Raw genomic sequence first — 14583 nt, forward strand, 5'->3', positions numbered from 1 at the left:
CGGATGGCGCGGGAATCCCCAAGTGTTTGCTAACCTAGTCGAGGTCCTTGGGGCTGTAGCGCAGTCCGGTAGCGCACCTCGTTCGCATCGAGGGGGTCAGGGGTTCAAATCCCCTCAGCTCCACCCAGGTCAAAGGCCACTTCCGTTGATCGGAAGTGGCCTTTTCGCTGCCGTACAGCACGGAAATACAGCTACGAGAGCGTTCGGCCGAGCTTCTTGAGCGCCTTGCGGGTGGCTTCGGAGTAGACCTCGCTGTAGACGTTCATGGTCACCGCGATCTGGCTGTGGCGCAGGATCTGCATGGCGATCCTCGGGTGGACGTCAAGGGCGACGAGGAGAGACGCGCAGGTCTTGCGGGTCGCGTGGACGGGGATGGACGGCACCGCCGCCTTCTTGATCGCCGCCGCGAAGCTGCGGTTGAAGTTGCGCGGTTCGATCGGCTGCCCGGTCCTGGTCGTGAAGACGAGGCCGTTGTCCGTCCACTGGTCGGCTGCGGCGCGGGTCGCTTCTTGCTCCTTACGGCGTTCGCGCAGCGCCGTCACGCAGACATCGACGAGCGGCAGGACGGCGTCCGACGCCTCGGTCTTGGTCTCCCGGTGCAGGAGCTTGCCGCCGACGCGCTGGAGTTGCCAGCCGACCGTCAGTTCCGCCTGGTCGAGTTCGACGTCCTGCCAGCTCAGCCCGAGCACATCCCCGCGCCGCAGGCCGACCGCCAGGATCAGGACGTAGGCGGCGTAGAGAGGATCGTGTCGCTTGCGCGCCGATTCGAGGAACCGCCGCGCCTCGTCGACCGACCAGGGCTTGACCTTCCGGCGCCTGGGCTTGGGCACGCGCATGAGCGCCGCCACGTTCCGAGTCAGGACCTCTTCCCGAATCGCGTTGTTGAGCGCGGCGCGCAGGACGGTCCAGGCGTCCCGGACCGTCCGTTCGGAGACCGTCTGGCCGCAGCATTTCCCCAAGGCACAGCACTTCTTCGGCGAACGCCGGGCGTCCTTGCCCTGCGCGCAGCACTGGCAGGCGGCGCGCAGCTTGTTGTGCCAGGTCTGGACCTCGCGGACGCCCAGCTTGTCGAGCCGCCTGTTCCCGAGCCCCGGCGAGATGTACAGGCGCACGAACATCTCGTACGTCTCGGCCGTCTTCGGGGCCAGGTTGGGTTGGACGACCTCGCGCAGCCATCGGTCCAGGTAGGCGGCAAGCGTTTCCGACTTCGTGACGACTGGTCCTTTGCGGGCGAGCTCGTGGAGCTTCAGCCATTTGTCGTGCGTCTCGTCGCGGGTCTTGCCGTACGCCCACTTCCGCTTGCGTTCGCCGGTCGGTGTGGTGACCCAGACATAGCCCGCATAACCGTTGCGGTAGGGAAAGATCGATCCCTCGTTGTTGGCACGGGTACGGCGGGACGCCTTCTTCGGGGCGGTCATCGGAGAGTCTCCTCGCAGAGCCGGGCCAGGTAGTCGTTAAGGGCGGATTCGGGGATACGGCGGCAGCGCTTGGAGACGACGACGGACGTGAGCTGGCCAGAACGCATGAGGTTGTAGAGCGTCCACCGGCTGACCTTGAGCAGCGCCATCGCTTCCCGGACCGTGAGCAGGCCGCAGCTCATGAAGGGCCTCCCCTGGACCGCTGGGCGGTGAGTGAGGTGGCGATGATCTGATCACCGGGGGAGAGGCCCTTTCCGGCGTAGCGCCAGTGGGCGATGACCAGGACGGTGTCCTCGTCGAAGAGATGGCCCGCCTGTTGGCGCATGTGGTCGAGGCGTTCGGTGCGCAGGCGGGTCATGGTGGTGGAGTAGCGGCGGGATTTGGTGGCGAAGTGGCCGCGGAAGCCGAGCATGTGGGCCCAGGCGGTGAGGCGGAGGTGGGCCAGGTCGTCGAGGTCGGCCAGGCGGAGGCATTCGGCGATGAGGCGGCGGGCGTGGTCGCGGACGGGCAGGGCGGTGAGGTCTTCCAGGCGGTTGATGCGGCGGTCGAGGGTGCCGGTGGTCTCGGCGGCCTTGGTGGCGTACTTGGCGAGGTAGGCGGCGACGGCGGTGTCGGTGAGTGCGCCGGTGGCGGTGATGGGGCGGGTGTCGAGCTGGGTTCCCCAGCGCAGGGTCCGGCCGTGGATGGGGACGGTGACGGCGTGGGCGGCTTGCCGTACGGCGTCGCTCAGCAGGTCGGTGGTGGCCCAGGCGGGCGGTGGCGCGGCCGGGCCGCCGGGGCCGTCGAGGCGGATGATGGCGTGGAAGTGGACGACGCCGCGCCGCTGGTACTCGGCGACCTTGGCGAAGGAGGTCGTCAGGTGGTCGCGCAGGGCGCTGATGGGCAGGGCGGCGGCGCGGGCGAGGCGGCGGCGCAGCGCTTCGGTGAAGCGTCGCCACAGTTCGGGGGCGACGGCGTTGAACAGGACCGTGCCGGTGTGGTCGTAGCAGTCGGGGCAGAGCGGTTCGCCGAGTCGCGGGTCGGTGGCGCTGTGGCGGGCGGTGCAGGACATGGTCCGGCCGTGCGGGCACGGCTGAGCGTCTCGGCGTGGGTGGCAGGGCTGGTTGTTGCGGTGGCTGTGGACGACGCCGAAGGAGGGGGCGGTGAGGGTGAGGAACAGGGCCGGGTGGCCGGTCACCGTCTCGGGGACGCCTTTGCCTCCGGCCAGGCCCGCGCGGATGAGGTGGTAGGTGTCGGCGCGGTAGGTCTCGGCGCAGGCCGGGCAGCGGGAGGCGCGGCGGGTCTTGCAGGGGACCCGCAGGATGCCGTCCGGTTCGGTGGCGGTGGTGTAGGTGTGCAGGCGGCGGCCGGTGGCGCGGTCGGCGTGGGTGACGTGGCCGCGCAGGTGGATGGGTTGGCGGCAGCCGCCGGTGCGGCGGATCTGTCCGGCCCAGCGGTCGTAGCCGGGATCGTTGAGGCGGGTGATGAGTTCGGCTATCGCGGGCTTGAGATCTGTTGCCATGATGGGGTGTCCCTTCCGGACGTGTTGGGTTCGGTGCGGGATGGCCCCCGACGTGACGGACGTCTTGGCGGATGTGTGGTCACGCCGGGGGCGCTCGCGGGGCTCAGCAGAAGCCGAGGCCCTCGCAGAGGCGGCAGGTGTCGCCGTGGCTGTCGATGCCGGTGCCGCCGCAGTCGCAGCACCGCCAGTGCTGGGGTTCGATCTCTTCGGTCATCGGGCCTGGCGCTCCTGTCGGGTGGGGGCGGTGTCGAGGAACACGCGCCAGGTGTGCGGACGGCCCAGGCGGATGAACGGGCTGATCCGGCGGATGGGCAGGATCGTGCGGATCCTGCCGGTCAGGTAGGTGATCTCGTCTTCGGTGCCTTCGATCCGAATGCGCATGGAACGTTCCAATTCGGTCAGTGATGAAAGGGCGAGGTGGTGAGGACGCCGACCACCCGGTAGGCGGTGGGGCCGAGGGAGAGCGCCGTGACGTAGTGGCCGTAGGGCAGGGCGTCGGCGTCGATGGTGGTGCCGAGGAGGACGGCGAGGCGGTCCACCTCCGCGCGGATCTCCTCGTCGGTGCCCTTCGGGAAGACGTGCGCCTCGATGTAGGGCGGTGTGGGCAGGTCGGGGTTGGCCTCCAAGAGCGCGGCCAGGTCGAGCAGGCCGTCGATGATGGCGGCGCGGTGGTCGGCGGAGTGGTCGGCGGGGGTCATGCGGGCTCCTCTCGCGGGTTGGGGCTGTCGGGTCGGCGGAGTGCGTGCAGGAGGTCGGAGGCGAGCTTGCTGGAGATGCCGAGCCGGGCGCGCAGGCCGTCGCGGGTGATGGGCCTGCCGTGTTGCCGGTCGTGTTCGGCGGCGATACGGCGGGCGTAGTCGAGCAGCGGGCTCGCCGTACCGGTGTCGTTCTGCGGCTCGTTCTCCTCTGAGGTGTCGTCCGGTACGGCGACGGCTGCCGGTACGGCGGCGCGGCGTTCCAGCATCGACACGGCGGTGAGGAACGCGGCGGCCGGAGTGGCGGCGGTGATCCACCCCCACGCGGACGGGTCGGCCTGGGCGAGGTTGGCCGCCAGCGACAGCACGATCCCGCCGACCAGGACGAGCGTGGGCCAGGAGATCCAGCCGTCGGCCCGCCGCCCGGTCTTCTTGTCGCGTTGCCGTTCGCGGGCGGCCATGACGCAGGTCAGGTCCACGCAGACGGCCACGGCCCAGGCCATCGGGCCGTCCTGTCCGTGCTGGGCGGCGGTGGTGCGGATGTGGGTGAAGCTGCCCGCCCCCGCGATCAGCGCGAGGATCACCACGGGGGCGGTGTCGGCCAGTCGTACCGCCGTCGTTCTGCTCATGCGGCGATCTCTCCAGGTCCGGCGGCTGCCGGGAGGTCGAGGCCCAGGCCGGCAGCGGCGAGCTGGGCCCAGGACGGGGCCATGTCGGCGTAGGCGCGGGCGGCCTCCTCGGCGGCGGTGGTGGAGACGTATCCGGAGCGGGCGCGGTACCAGCGGCCGTCCGAACCGGTCACGATGGCCACGCCAGGGGTCTCGGGCGGGATGGAGCGGGCCGCGACCAGGGCGTCGGGGTCGAGGTCGCCGAGGATCATCACGGCGGTCTCGGGGTCGTTGACGCGGTGGCAGACGCGTCCGCCGACCTGGGCGCGCAGCGCGGTGACGCCGGGGCCGAGGTCGGCCCCGATGCGCTGGCCGGACAGTACGAGATGGATGCCGAAGGCGCGGCCGAGCTGGGCGATCCGTAGCAGGGCGGTCGCCGTACGGGTGACCTCGTCCTTCTCGGCCTTGTCGGCGGTCAGGTACAGCTCGGCCAGCTCATCGACCAGGATGACGACCGGGATGGGCCGGGACTGGTCGGGAAGCTGCCAGATGTCCCGCACCCCGTGCTGGCGGCAGGCGAGCATCCGCGCGCCCATGATCGCGATCAGGTCGGCGAGCAGCGCGACGCACTCGGCGCGGGTGGTGGCCAGGGCGGTGAGGCGGTCGGTGTAGGCGGACAGCTCCACGCCGCCCTTGAGGTCGAACCCGACCAGCGCGACCGGCTGCGGGGCGAGCGCCACGAGCAGGGCGTTGACCAGGTTGGACTTGCCCGACTGGGTGGCTCCGGCGTTGATCCAGTGCGGGATGAGCCGGAAGTCCATCCGCCACGGCGTGCCGTTGTCGAGCAGGCCGACGACGGGCCGGAGCAGCTCGGCGGCGCTCCACCCGCCGGGCGGATCGGACGGCGGTACGGCGGGCGCGACGTGGCCGAGCGGGTCGTGGGTGGTGGCCTGGAGGGTGACCCGGCCGGGCCGGGAGGCGACCACGCGGACGGCCTCGATGCGCCAGGCGTGCGCGAGGCGTTCGCAGATCTTGGCGTAGTCGTCGGGGATCTGGCCGTCCAGGAGGCGGAGCGTGACGCGGAAGCCGTACCGGGTGGGCCGGGGCAGGCCCATCCACGGCTTGGTGTCCACGGCGATGCGCTGGAAGCGCCGCCGTACCCGGACCACGCCGGTGGAGGCGACCATGTTCGGCACGACGGTGAACCACCAGCGGTGCCGTTTCTTGGTCAGCCCGCAGCCGGAGGCGACGTGCCGCCAGGACCAGCGCAGCCACACGGCCTTGCGCGGGAACGCGGCGACGTACCAGTAGGAGACGGGCGCCCAGCGGCGCCAGGCCAGCAGCCCGAGCCAGACGGCCAGGGCGAGGAGCATGGGGCGGGGGAGCTCGGTCATCACTCCGCACCTCCCCGCAGGGCGAAGGAGGCGGCGCGGTAGGCGATGCCCCAGCGGTTCTGCTGTTCCCAGACGTAGCCGACGAGGCCGATCGGGACGACGGCCTGCCCGGCGGTGATCGGCGGTTCGGGGGTGACGCTGATCTTGAGCAGCTCCATGCGGCCCGACTCGTCCTCGGCGAGGAGGGTCACCTCGAACATGTCGTTGCCGTCGCGGTCGCGCTTGACCTCGCCGGTCTCCTTGCTGACCAGGCGCGGCCGGGGCGGCTTCACGCAGGTGAAGGTCAGCCTGTTGACGTCGACGGGGATGGGGATGGTTCGCATGATCGCGCCTCTCTGTAGTTCCTTGAATACATAGAACGCTTAGCATCCTAAGCTGTCAAGGAGTTCTTTGGCTGCATGGTTGGCATCACGGTGGGGGTGTGTTGAACTTGGGGGGTTGAGAGGAGCCCCCGGTGGTGGAGAAGACCGGCCGTCCGGCCTACCTGCAGATCGTCGATGAGCTGCGCGGGCAGATCCGGTCCGGTGCCCTGCCCGGCGGGACGGCGCTGCCGTCCACCGCCCAGTTGGGCACGCGCTTCGACGTGTCGGCCAGTGTCGTCAAGGCCGCCATCAGCGTGTTGCGCACCGAGGGGCTGGTCGTCGGCCAGCAGGGCAAGGGCGTCTTCGTCCGCGACGTCCTGCCGGAGGTCCCCGGCCCGGCGGGCTCTGACGGCGACGTCCTGGACCAGCTCGCCGAGGTCCGGCGGACGCTCATGGATCTGGGGGGCCGTCTCGCCGCCCTGGAGTCGGCGGTGTTCTCCGAAGAGCCGAAGCGATCTCGCTGACCCGACAGGCCATTTCCTCCAGCTCTGTCTGGATGGCGAGAAGTTCGTCCCTTATTTGCGGCAATATATCCACGGTGACCTCCTTGTCCTCCGGCTTCGGGTGGTCGCCCTTTCGGATGGCTCAAGTTCACCGTGACCAGGGGATTTCCGGTATCACGCGGCCATAGCTAAGCTTCTTCATTGCTGCCTAACGGCGATTTACACAGCCGTTTTCACATGCGCCAACCGCCCCACTCTGTGCAGGCGAAGGGAAGCGATGAAGACGACCCAGCGCACCGGCTGGACCCCCGCCCGGCTGCGGGAACACCGCGAGGCCCACGGCCTCACCCTGGAGGCCGCAGGCGAGCGGCTACGCGAGGCGGCCGGCCGGCACGGCCTGACCGTCCCCGCCGCCAACTTTCAGACCCTTTGGGGACACGAGCAGGGGACCATTTTCCCCGGGCCGCATTACCGTCGTGCCTATTGCCTCCTGTATGGGGCCACTGAACCTGAACTAGGCTTTCGTCCCGCTTTGCCCGGTGAATCACAGAAAGCGGAGATTGTGATATCGGAATTGCCGGTACCGGCCGACCCTGCCACCGACAACGCCGCCGCCCGCGTCATCGAAGAAGCCTTCACCAAGGTGTCCCTGGACGCCATCCAGACGCCCGACTCCCCGCAGGCCCTGCTGCGCACGCGCGTCGTCGACGCGTGGCGACGGCGGCACGGCGGCGGCAGCCCCCGGCCGATCCTCGTCCTGGTCGGCGGATACGCCGGATCGGGCAAGACCGAGTTCTCCCGCTTCCTGTCCGACATCACCGGCTGGGCGTTCCTGGACAAGGACTCACTCACCCGCTCCATCGTGGAACGCCTGCTGGTCTCACTCGGCGGTGACCCCAACGACCGGCACACCGAGTTGTACCTCCGCGAGGTCCGCCCGCTGGAGTACCGCTGCCTGATGGAGACCGCCTGGGACAACCTCGGCGTCGGCACCTCCACCATCCTGTCCGCGCCGTTCATCGCCGAGATGAACGACGAGGCGTGGTTCGCCCGCCTGGAGAACCGCTGCGCGGCCAAGGGCATCGACGTCGCCGCGATCTGGGTGCGCTGCGACCCCGAATCGATGCGCGAGTACATCGAGTTCCGCGCAGCCGCCCGCGACGGCTGGAAGCTGGAGAACTGGCCCGCGTACGTCGGAGCCCTGTCCGTCGACGGCAGCCCGCCCACCGCCCACCTGACCGTGGACAACCGGCTCGGCGCGGCGATCAGCCTCGCCGACCAGACCCGCGAGGCCCTCAAGCGGATCTTCACATGACCGTGCGCGGCGTCATCCTGTATGGGCCGCCCGCGAGCGGCAAGAGCACCGTCACCGCGGCCTTGACCGACCTCGACCCGCGCTTCGAACTGCTGCGCAAGCTCAAGGTGGGCACCGGGCGGGCGGAGGAGTACGACTTCGTGACCGGCGAGGAACTCGACCGGCTGCGCGCGGCCGGTCGGATCGTCACCGAGACCCACCGCTACGGCAACCGCTACGCCATCGACCGCCACCCGGTCGAACACATGGCACGGGCTGGGCTGGTGCCGGTCGCCCACGTCGGCAACTGCGCCGATCTCAAGCGCCTGGCGGTGACGGGGGAGTGGCTCGCCGTCCTGCTGTGGCTGCCCCGCGAGGTCTGCCGGGCACGTTCGCTGCGGCGCGGCGACAGCGACACCGCCGAGCGGCTCAAGGCATGGGAGGAGACCCTCACCGACCTGGAGGAACACGAGACCGAGCAGCTGTTTCACCTGCGCCTCGCCACCGACCGCATCGGCAGCGACCAAGCGGCCCGGGAGATCGCCGACGCCTTCACCGTACTTGCCTCAGGATCGCGGCGACCCGCAGGCCATACGGAAGGTGCTTGAGCACCTCGTAGGGGACCACGTCCAGCCGCCACCACGTCCCGCAGGCGAAACAGATGACCCCGGCACGCGCGTGGTGCGGCCACATGTTGGTCCACGCCACCCTCGCATGCGGGCAGTCCGAGGGGTTCGAGGTGAAAGGCCGGCCTTCCTCGGAGGCGGCGGAGTCATGCTCGCTCACAGCGGATGCACCTCCTCCCGCAAGGACGGCGGAGCCGGGTACACGGCGCGCAACCTCTCGTAGGTCGCCGCGATCCGCCCGGCGGCGCCCCGGGGATCCAGCGCCGAGTGCCAGGCATGAATCGCCCGGTAGCGGTGGCGGTCCCACCCCGTGCGCCACCAGAAGTAGCGCCCGTCGCTCCACACGATGAGTTCCTGCCACACCGAGACCAGGGCCAGGCCGTGCCCGCCATGGATGTCACCGGCGATCCCACGCTCCCCCAGCGCGGCGTGCAGCTCCTCGGCGGCCTCCAGCGCCCCCACGCTCTGCACGTCCAGCGCCCAGGCGAGATGCAACAGATCACCGCTTCCCGGTGGCGCATGCCGTCTGGCCATCATCCGCACCCTTCCCAAGGCGACATCAACCCTCGGTACGAATGTAGCTACATAGCTATGTACGTGCAAGCGGATGCTCGTACGCTGCTACGTAGCTTCATGACCCATGACGATCGACTCCAGCGCTGATCGCCCGGTCTACAAGCAACTCGCCGACTTGCTCCGCACGCAGATCCAGGCGGGAGAGCTACGGCCGGGGCAACGCCTCCTGGCTGAGAACGACTACGTGGCCGAGTACGGCATCTCCCGCGACTCGGTCCGCCGAGCCATGGCCGTCCTCAGAAGCGAGGGGTTGATCGTGACTGAACTCCGCGGCTCACGAGTCCGCGAGCCCGAAGAGTCCGTCGAGGTCCAGGTCGACGCGGGCACCACCATCGCCGCCCGCATGCCCACCGACCCCGAACGCCGCCAACTCGGCATCGGCGAGGGTATCCCCATCCTCGTCATCACCGACCCCGACGGCGAAACCCGCCTCCTCCCCGCCGACCGCACCATCCTCCACACCGGCGAACCCCTGTAGCGGTATCTGGCGGGCCAACCATGACAGCGACCCGGCTCCAGCTCAAGATCAGTGCTACTTGCCGCTCCGATGAGAACTTTCTCTTCGTCTTTAAAGGCGGTCCGCTTCGCGGCCCACCGCGCGCCTGGCGGTCGCCGCCCGCGCTGCGGCTCTCCGGCCGGTCGCGATCGGCACCGCCGTGCGCGCCAGGAGCCACGAGCGAACACCTAACGTTCAAGTCGTCCATCGAGCGCTCAGCGCAGGCCCGCCAGCAACGCGACGGCCTCGCTGACATGCCCGACCACGTGATCGACTTGCACGCGATCCGCTGCAAGCCCACCGGCATTGACCCACACCGTACGCAGCCCCGCGGCGCCCCCACCACCGATGTCCTTGACCAGGCTGTCACCTATCATCCACCCACCATCGGCCAGCGAAGCCCCGCATCGTGCCGCGGCGATCTCAAACAGCCGCCGATCCGGTTTGCTGACTCCCTCAGCCCCCGAGCACGCCCAGCCGGTGACCACCTCCGCCAACCCGCTGTGCTCGATCTTTCCGGCCTGATTGTCCGCAGTCCCGTTGGTGACGATCCCCATCCGCCATCCATCTGCCCGCAACCTCGCAAGGCTGGCCAGCACCTCAGGGGCACACCTCACCAGATGCGGCATCCGCCGCCGGTAACCCGCCCACAGTTCATCCACCTCGGGCGGCAAGGCGAACCGCTCCCGCACCCGGGCGAAGAACTCTCCCCGGTGCGCCAGCCCGGTCCCGTCCAGGGCGATCAGCCAGTCAACCGCCCCGTCCCCGAGCCGATGATCCGCAGCGAACTCCGTCGCCCAGACCCGAAACGCGTCCCGCAGGTCGATCAAGGTGTCATCCAAATCGAAAAGCGCCAACCGCTGCATGCCATCGGAGCCTAACCCTCACACCCATACGGCACTGATCATGCCCAAGCCCATCGGTCCGTAGCCGGTGGAGGTGGGACGATCGGCAGACTTCGCTTCTGGCCGTAATAGGCCGGGGCCGATCGCTGCCGCGCCGCCTCCGGTGCTCGGGCCTGGAGGCCCTGCGCTCCGGGTCCGCTTGCCACCGGGGCACCCGGCTACTCGTCAACTACAGAACCCGGAGCGATGTTACGAACCGAGACCCGTGCTCAGGACTCATCCTGTTCCCTGGTGAGGGCTTTTAGCAGGTTGATCGACGCTTCATGGCGCGCCGCGAATCGCTGTGCATCACGGTCGGCCAGGTCCCGCCACAGGTCCACCCCTTCAAGTACTAAGGGCAACGCCTCATCCAAGCGTTCCAGTTCTGCAAACGTGATGCCGAGGTTGGTCAGGGAGGTGGCGAGGTCGGGGCGGTAGCGGTCGGGGTTGGTCTCGGTCAGATCCCGGTAGATGGTGAGGGCTTCTTGGGTGGGGGGCAGGGCGTCGGCCGGGCGGCCCAATGCCGCGAACCGGACGCCGAGGTTGGACAGGGAGCGGGCGAGGTCGGGGCGGTAGCGGTCGGGGTTGGTCTCGGCCAGTTCCCGGTAGATGGTGAGGGCTTCTTGGGTGGGGGGCAGGGCGTCGGCCGGGCGGCCCAGCTCAGAGAAGGTGGTGCCGAGGTTGGACAGGGAGGTGGCGAGGTCGGGGCGGTAGCGGTCGGGGTTGGTCTCGGCCAGTTCCTGGCGGATGGTGAGGGCTTCTTGGGTGGGGGGCAGGGCGTCGGCCGGGCGGCCCAACGCCGCGAACCGGACGCCGAGGTTGGACAGGGAGTCGGCGAGGTCGGGGCGGTAGCGGTCGGGGTTGGTCTCGGCCAGCTCCCGGTAGATGGTGAGGGCTTCTTGGGTGGGGGGCAGGGCGTCGGCCGGGCGGCCCAGCTCTGAAAACTGGACGCCGAGGTTGGACAGGGAGCGGGCGAGGTCGGGGCGGTAGCGGTCGGGGTTGGTCTCGGCCAGTTCCCGGCGGATGGTGAGGGCTTCTTGGGTGGGGGGCAGGGCGTCGGCCGGGCGGCCCAACTGGGCGGTCAACGTTCCCACCGTTGTCAGCCAGGAAGCCCGCTCAGCCGTGCGTTCCCCGGCAGGAATGCTTTCCAATACCTTGCGGGCGATGATCGCATCAGCCTCGGCCAGCGCCAGCGACGGATAAGGAATCGCCGCCGAGATGGCCGCCAACGTCTCCCGCGGCGCCTCCAGCTCCGCCGCCACTCCTGCCACCAACGGCACGATCCGGTGCAACAACTGCTCCGCCGGCTCATAGTCCACCGACGCGCGACCCAGTACGATCAACGCCTGGCGCGCCTGGGCGGTGTCCAGGTCGCGCAGACACCGGAGCGCCAGCTCATCGGAGTCCGCCAGTTCCCGCGACACGTGCAACTCGGCCAGCCGGTCGGGGCGCAAGCTGCCCAGCCATTCCCCGCCGCCCGTGCTGTCGGTGCTGTCCGCATCGGGTGGATACAGGCCGCGCAGCCAGTCGGCCACCCGGCCCGAAACGGGTACCTCCGGCACCCGCCCCAGCAACGCCACCGCCTCACTGCGATCCCGTGCGCCCAGCAACGACGCCGCCGCCACCAACTGACCCAGCATCACCGGCGTCAACCCGCCCGGCCCCGCACACAGCCCGGCCGTCTCCGCGCTACGCTGCCAAAACCGCCGCTCATGCCCCAGCAACTCCGCCAAAACCTCGGCCAGATCGACATGAACCGTGCCCGTCCCCGGCACCCGTTCAGCCTCCAGAACACCCACGAGCGCTGCAGCATGCAGATCAAGAATCCGCGCCCGGCCACGCCTTTCGGAAAGCACGATCTCTGGAACATCCGCCACGTGGCGTACCCTCGCGAAATCCGCAGCCGCGGACGCCACCACTTGCGCATCGGTGAGCCCGGCCTGGACTTCGGAGGCCAATTCCATCCGCTCCACGGTGGCCCGCGCGTGCGCTTTGCGTACCGGTGGCTCACCCGCCCCCAGTCGATCCCACCACTCCCCGGCACTGCGGGCCAGCAGCAACAGCCGCACCTCCGCCCCTCGATCAGCCACTACCGAGGCCAGCAACGCCTCGAGACCGGTCCGGGTCTCGGCGTAATCCACCACCAGCAGCACCCTGCCATCAGAGGTCTGCCGGTAGCGCTCCAGCACCGTCGCCTCCTGGCGCTCCCCGACCTCTGCCACCAACCACCCGCGATCATGGATCCGCGCGGACAGCTCCAGCATCAGCCGGGTCTTGCCCACCCCGCCCGGCCCGGTCACCAGCCGCATCCGCGTCGCATCCGGATCGGCACACCAGTCCGCCAGCGCCTGCAACTCCCCGGCACGACCAATGAAATCCGCCACTGCACGGCGTGCGGTCAGCAACGTCGCGGGGCCCGCATCCAGATCCGTCAGCGCCGCCGCCGATTCCGCATCATCCATCGCGCGTCGTCGTGCCACCGCAGCGTCATAGACGGTCGGGGCGAACGCGCCCAGCGTGCCGGCGATCGCCGCTCCCAGCACAGCCGTCGACGCCTTGCCGTCGGTCACCGCACCGGCCACGCCCCCGGCCAGCGCCAGCCCGACCCCCAGCCCCAATGCGCGTCTACCGCCCATACCGCCATCAGTAGCCCACACAGCCGCCGACCGCGCGCGGAGTTACGCGATAGCAACCCAGGGTCAGGTCAGCCGTCCTGCTGTACAGCACGGGAGTACAGCAACATCCCCGCACGTTGCCTCACCCCGCCGTCCTTCCCCATACCCCAGAGCAGGGCAGCAGTTCCACGACCAGCGTCACGCAGCTAGTTCGCATCGAGGGGGTCAGGGGTTCAAATCCCCTCAGCTCCACCCAGGGCCGTTCTCTTGGGGACGGCCGGACTGAACTTACGAAATCCCGTCCGATCACTCGATCGGACGGGATTTCGGCTTTCCCGGGTCTGGAAGCGATGCTGGGGTCAGAACCAGAGGCCGCAGTGGTGAGCGCTGTTCAGGTTGATGGGTCGTACCGTGTCCGGGGCGACCTTGAGGGCACGGTCGGCGGCGTCCAGACGGGGCCATCTCGTGCTGCCCGCCCCGTTGGGGCCACCCGGTCCCGACGAACCTGCTCCAGTACCCCACGATCCGGTCGGCGACGCCGCCCGCGTCGGCGAACTGATCGACCGTCATCTGAGCCGGTCGGCGACCCGGAAAGCCCGCCGTCGACCGGCGGGGAGGCGGCTCCGGCAGCGGGATGCCGGATGGGGCTCGGTCACTGCGTGCCTACGTCTAACCGTCTCTCAGAACGTCTAACCGTCTCTCAGAACGTCTAACCGTCTCTCAGAACGTCTAACCGTCTCTCAGAACACGGTCGAGTGCTGCCCGGCCTGCGGGTCCCCACGTCGGCTTGCCGCCAGGAAGGCCGCGGTCCCCGTTCTGGCCCATGAGCATGAGGAACAGGCCCTTCAGGGCGGCCAGCCCGCGGGCGCGCCGGATCGTCCCCTCGTCTGCCTGCGCGTACGCGTCGAAGAAGGAGGAGGCGGCGCCGTCGGGAAGGATCACCCACGCGGCCGCGAGGTCCCACGCCGGATCGCCGGCGAACATGTCACCGAAGTCGATCACGCCCGAGAGCGTCCCGTCCGAGACGACGACGTTCGCGGGATGAAGGTCGCCGTGCACCCATAGCGGCGGGCCCTCCCACTCGGGCGCGGCGACGGCGTCGTCCCAGACGGCCCGGACACCGTCGGCGAGTTCGTCGGGGAGGACGGCGTGGAAGAAGTGGTCGAATCCGCCCGTGCACTTCTTGGGGTGGTCGCCGCGGTCCGCACTGATCGGCGCGTCTTCGGGCGCCTCCACATGGAGTGCCCTGAGGAAGTCCGCCAGAGTGCCGGCCGCGTGGTCGCCGCGGCTGATGGAGGTGTGGTCCAGTGGCTCGCCGGGGACCCACGTCATGATGGTCCAGGGCTTCGGGAAGCGCGCGGACGGCTCACCGATCCGTACGGGGCCGGGGACCGGAAGCGGCAGGCGCGGGGCCAGGACCGGCAGCCACCGGTACTCCTTGCGCAGGAGGTCCTGGGCGCCTTCTGTACGCGGCATGCGCACAGCCAGGTCGTCCCCAAGGCGCCACATCTGGTTGCCCCACCCGCCCGCCACTTCGCGGATGGGCAGTCCCGCGAGGTCTGGATGCTGCTCCCGCAGCAGGTCATGGACCAGGTCCGCAGTGATCTTGATCTTGGGGTCGGTCATGCGAGCCCACACTACTGGGGCGGAATTCCGGCTTCGCTCGCGGTC

Annotated in this window: 16 protein-coding genes and 1 tRNA gene; 5 read left to right on the plus strand and 12 right to left on the minus strand. The window is 69.5% G+C overall.

Annotation, left to right across the window (positions count from 1 at the left end; all coding sequences use genetic code 11):
- Positions 1-49: 49 nt before the first annotated feature.
- Positions 50-123, plus strand: a tRNA-Ala gene (locus tag P3X83_RS33980).
- Positions 124-191: 68 nt separating this feature from the next.
- Here P3X83_RS33980 and P3X83_RS33985 read toward each other — a convergent pair.
- From P3X83_RS33985 to P3X83_RS34020, 8 genes are all read right to left on the minus strand, one after another.
- A complete protein-coding gene (locus P3X83_RS33985; protein ID WP_277309426.1) occupies positions 192-1418 on the minus strand; it encodes a site-specific integrase in 1227 nt (408 codons plus the stop codon).
- A complete protein-coding gene (locus P3X83_RS33990; protein WP_277309427.1) occupies positions 1415-1600 on the minus strand; it encodes a helix-turn-helix domain-containing protein in 186 nt (61 codons plus the stop codon). Before P3X83_RS33990 ends, P3X83_RS33985 begins: the two co-directional genes overlap by 4 nt.
- On the minus strand, positions 1597-2919 hold the full coding sequence (locus P3X83_RS33995; protein ID WP_277309428.1) for a replication initiator: 1323 nt from the start codon (positions 2917-2919) through the stop codon (positions 1597-1599). Before P3X83_RS33995 ends, P3X83_RS33990 begins: the two co-directional genes overlap by 4 nt.
- A 210-nt stretch (positions 2920-3129) precedes the next feature.
- On the minus strand, positions 3130-3300 hold the full coding sequence (locus tag P3X83_RS34000; protein WP_277309429.1) for a hypothetical protein: 171 nt from the start codon (positions 3298-3300) through the stop codon (positions 3130-3132).
- A 17-nt stretch (positions 3301-3317) separates the two neighbouring features.
- Positions 3318-3617: a hypothetical protein gene (locus tag P3X83_RS34005; RefSeq protein WP_277309430.1), complete on the minus strand. Its 300-nt coding sequence runs from the start codon at positions 3615-3617 to the stop codon at positions 3318-3320.
- The gene (locus P3X83_RS34010; RefSeq protein WP_277309431.1) at positions 3614-4243 is read right to left on the minus strand and encodes a DUF2637 domain-containing protein; all 630 of its coding nucleotides are present in this window, start codon (positions 4241-4243) and stop codon (positions 3614-3616) included. The genes P3X83_RS34005 and P3X83_RS34010 overlap by 4 nt, the downstream gene beginning before the upstream one ends.
- On the minus strand, positions 4240-5616 hold the full coding sequence (locus P3X83_RS34015) for an FtsK/SpoIIIE domain-containing protein (protein ID WP_277309432.1): 1377 nt from the start codon (positions 5614-5616) through the stop codon (positions 4240-4242). Before P3X83_RS34015 ends, P3X83_RS34010 begins: the two co-directional genes overlap by 4 nt.
- Positions 5616-5939 (minus strand): hypothetical protein, encoded by a 324-nt coding sequence (locus P3X83_RS34020; protein ID WP_277309433.1) that lies wholly within the window; start codon positions 5937-5939, stop codon positions 5616-5618. Before P3X83_RS34020 ends, P3X83_RS34015 begins: the two co-directional genes overlap by 1 nt.
- A 131-nt stretch (positions 5940-6070) precedes the next feature.
- Here P3X83_RS34020 and P3X83_RS34025 point away from each other — a divergent pair, with 131 nt between their 5' ends.
- The 3 genes from P3X83_RS34025 to P3X83_RS34035 all read left to right on the plus strand — a co-directional run bounded on the left by P3X83_RS34025 (position 6071) and on the right by P3X83_RS34035 (position 8323).
- A complete protein-coding gene (locus tag P3X83_RS34025; RefSeq protein ID WP_277309434.1) occupies positions 6071-6442 on the plus strand; it encodes a winged helix-turn-helix domain-containing protein in 372 nt (123 codons plus the stop codon).
- 553 nt (positions 6443-6995) lie between these two features.
- Positions 6996-7736, plus strand: a complete 741-nt coding sequence (locus tag P3X83_RS34030) for an AAA family ATPase (protein ID WP_277309435.1) — start codon at positions 6996-6998, stop codon at positions 7734-7736.
- Complete coding sequence (locus P3X83_RS34035; RefSeq protein WP_277309436.1) at positions 7733-8323, plus strand: guanylate kinase; 591 nt, start codon at positions 7733-7735, stop codon at positions 8321-8323. The genes P3X83_RS34030 and P3X83_RS34035 overlap by 4 nt, the downstream gene beginning before the upstream one ends.
- 174 nt (positions 8324-8497) lie before the next feature.
- Here the strand turns inward: P3X83_RS34035 and P3X83_RS34040 are convergent, their stop codons facing one another.
- A complete protein-coding gene (locus P3X83_RS34040; protein WP_277309437.1) occupies positions 8498-8875 on the minus strand; it encodes a hypothetical protein in 378 nt (125 codons plus the stop codon).
- A 106-nt stretch (positions 8876-8981) separates the two neighbouring features.
- On the opposite strand from P3X83_RS34040, the gene P3X83_RS34045 reads away from it, so the two are divergent.
- Positions 8982-9395 (plus strand): GntR family transcriptional regulator, encoded by a 414-nt coding sequence (locus tag P3X83_RS34045; RefSeq protein WP_277309438.1) that lies wholly within the window; start codon positions 8982-8984, stop codon positions 9393-9395.
- Between the two features lie 233 nt (positions 9396-9628).
- On the opposite strand, the gene P3X83_RS34050 is transcribed toward P3X83_RS34045, so the two are convergent.
- The 3 genes from P3X83_RS34050 to P3X83_RS34060 all read right to left on the minus strand — a co-directional run bounded on the left by P3X83_RS34050 (position 9629) and on the right by P3X83_RS34060 (position 14538).
- Positions 9629-10279 (minus strand): HAD family hydrolase, encoded by a 651-nt coding sequence (locus tag P3X83_RS34050; RefSeq protein ID WP_277309439.1) that lies wholly within the window; start codon positions 10277-10279, stop codon positions 9629-9631.
- 248 nt (positions 10280-10527) lie between these two features.
- Positions 10528-12867, minus strand: coding sequence for a tetratricopeptide repeat protein (locus P3X83_RS34055; RefSeq protein WP_277309440.1), 2340 nt, complete (start codon positions 12865-12867; stop codon positions 10528-10530).
- 774 nt (positions 12868-13641) lie between these two features.
- Complete coding sequence (locus P3X83_RS34060; protein WP_277309441.1) at positions 13642-14538, minus strand: aminoglycoside phosphotransferase family protein; 897 nt, start codon at positions 14536-14538, stop codon at positions 13642-13644.
- Positions 14539-14583 lie beyond the last annotated feature (45 nt).

It is taken from the genome of Spongiactinospora sp. TRM90649, assembly GCF_029382225.1.
Taxonomy (GTDB): domain Bacteria; phylum Actinomycetota; class Actinomycetes; order Streptosporangiales; family Streptosporangiaceae; genus Spongiactinospora.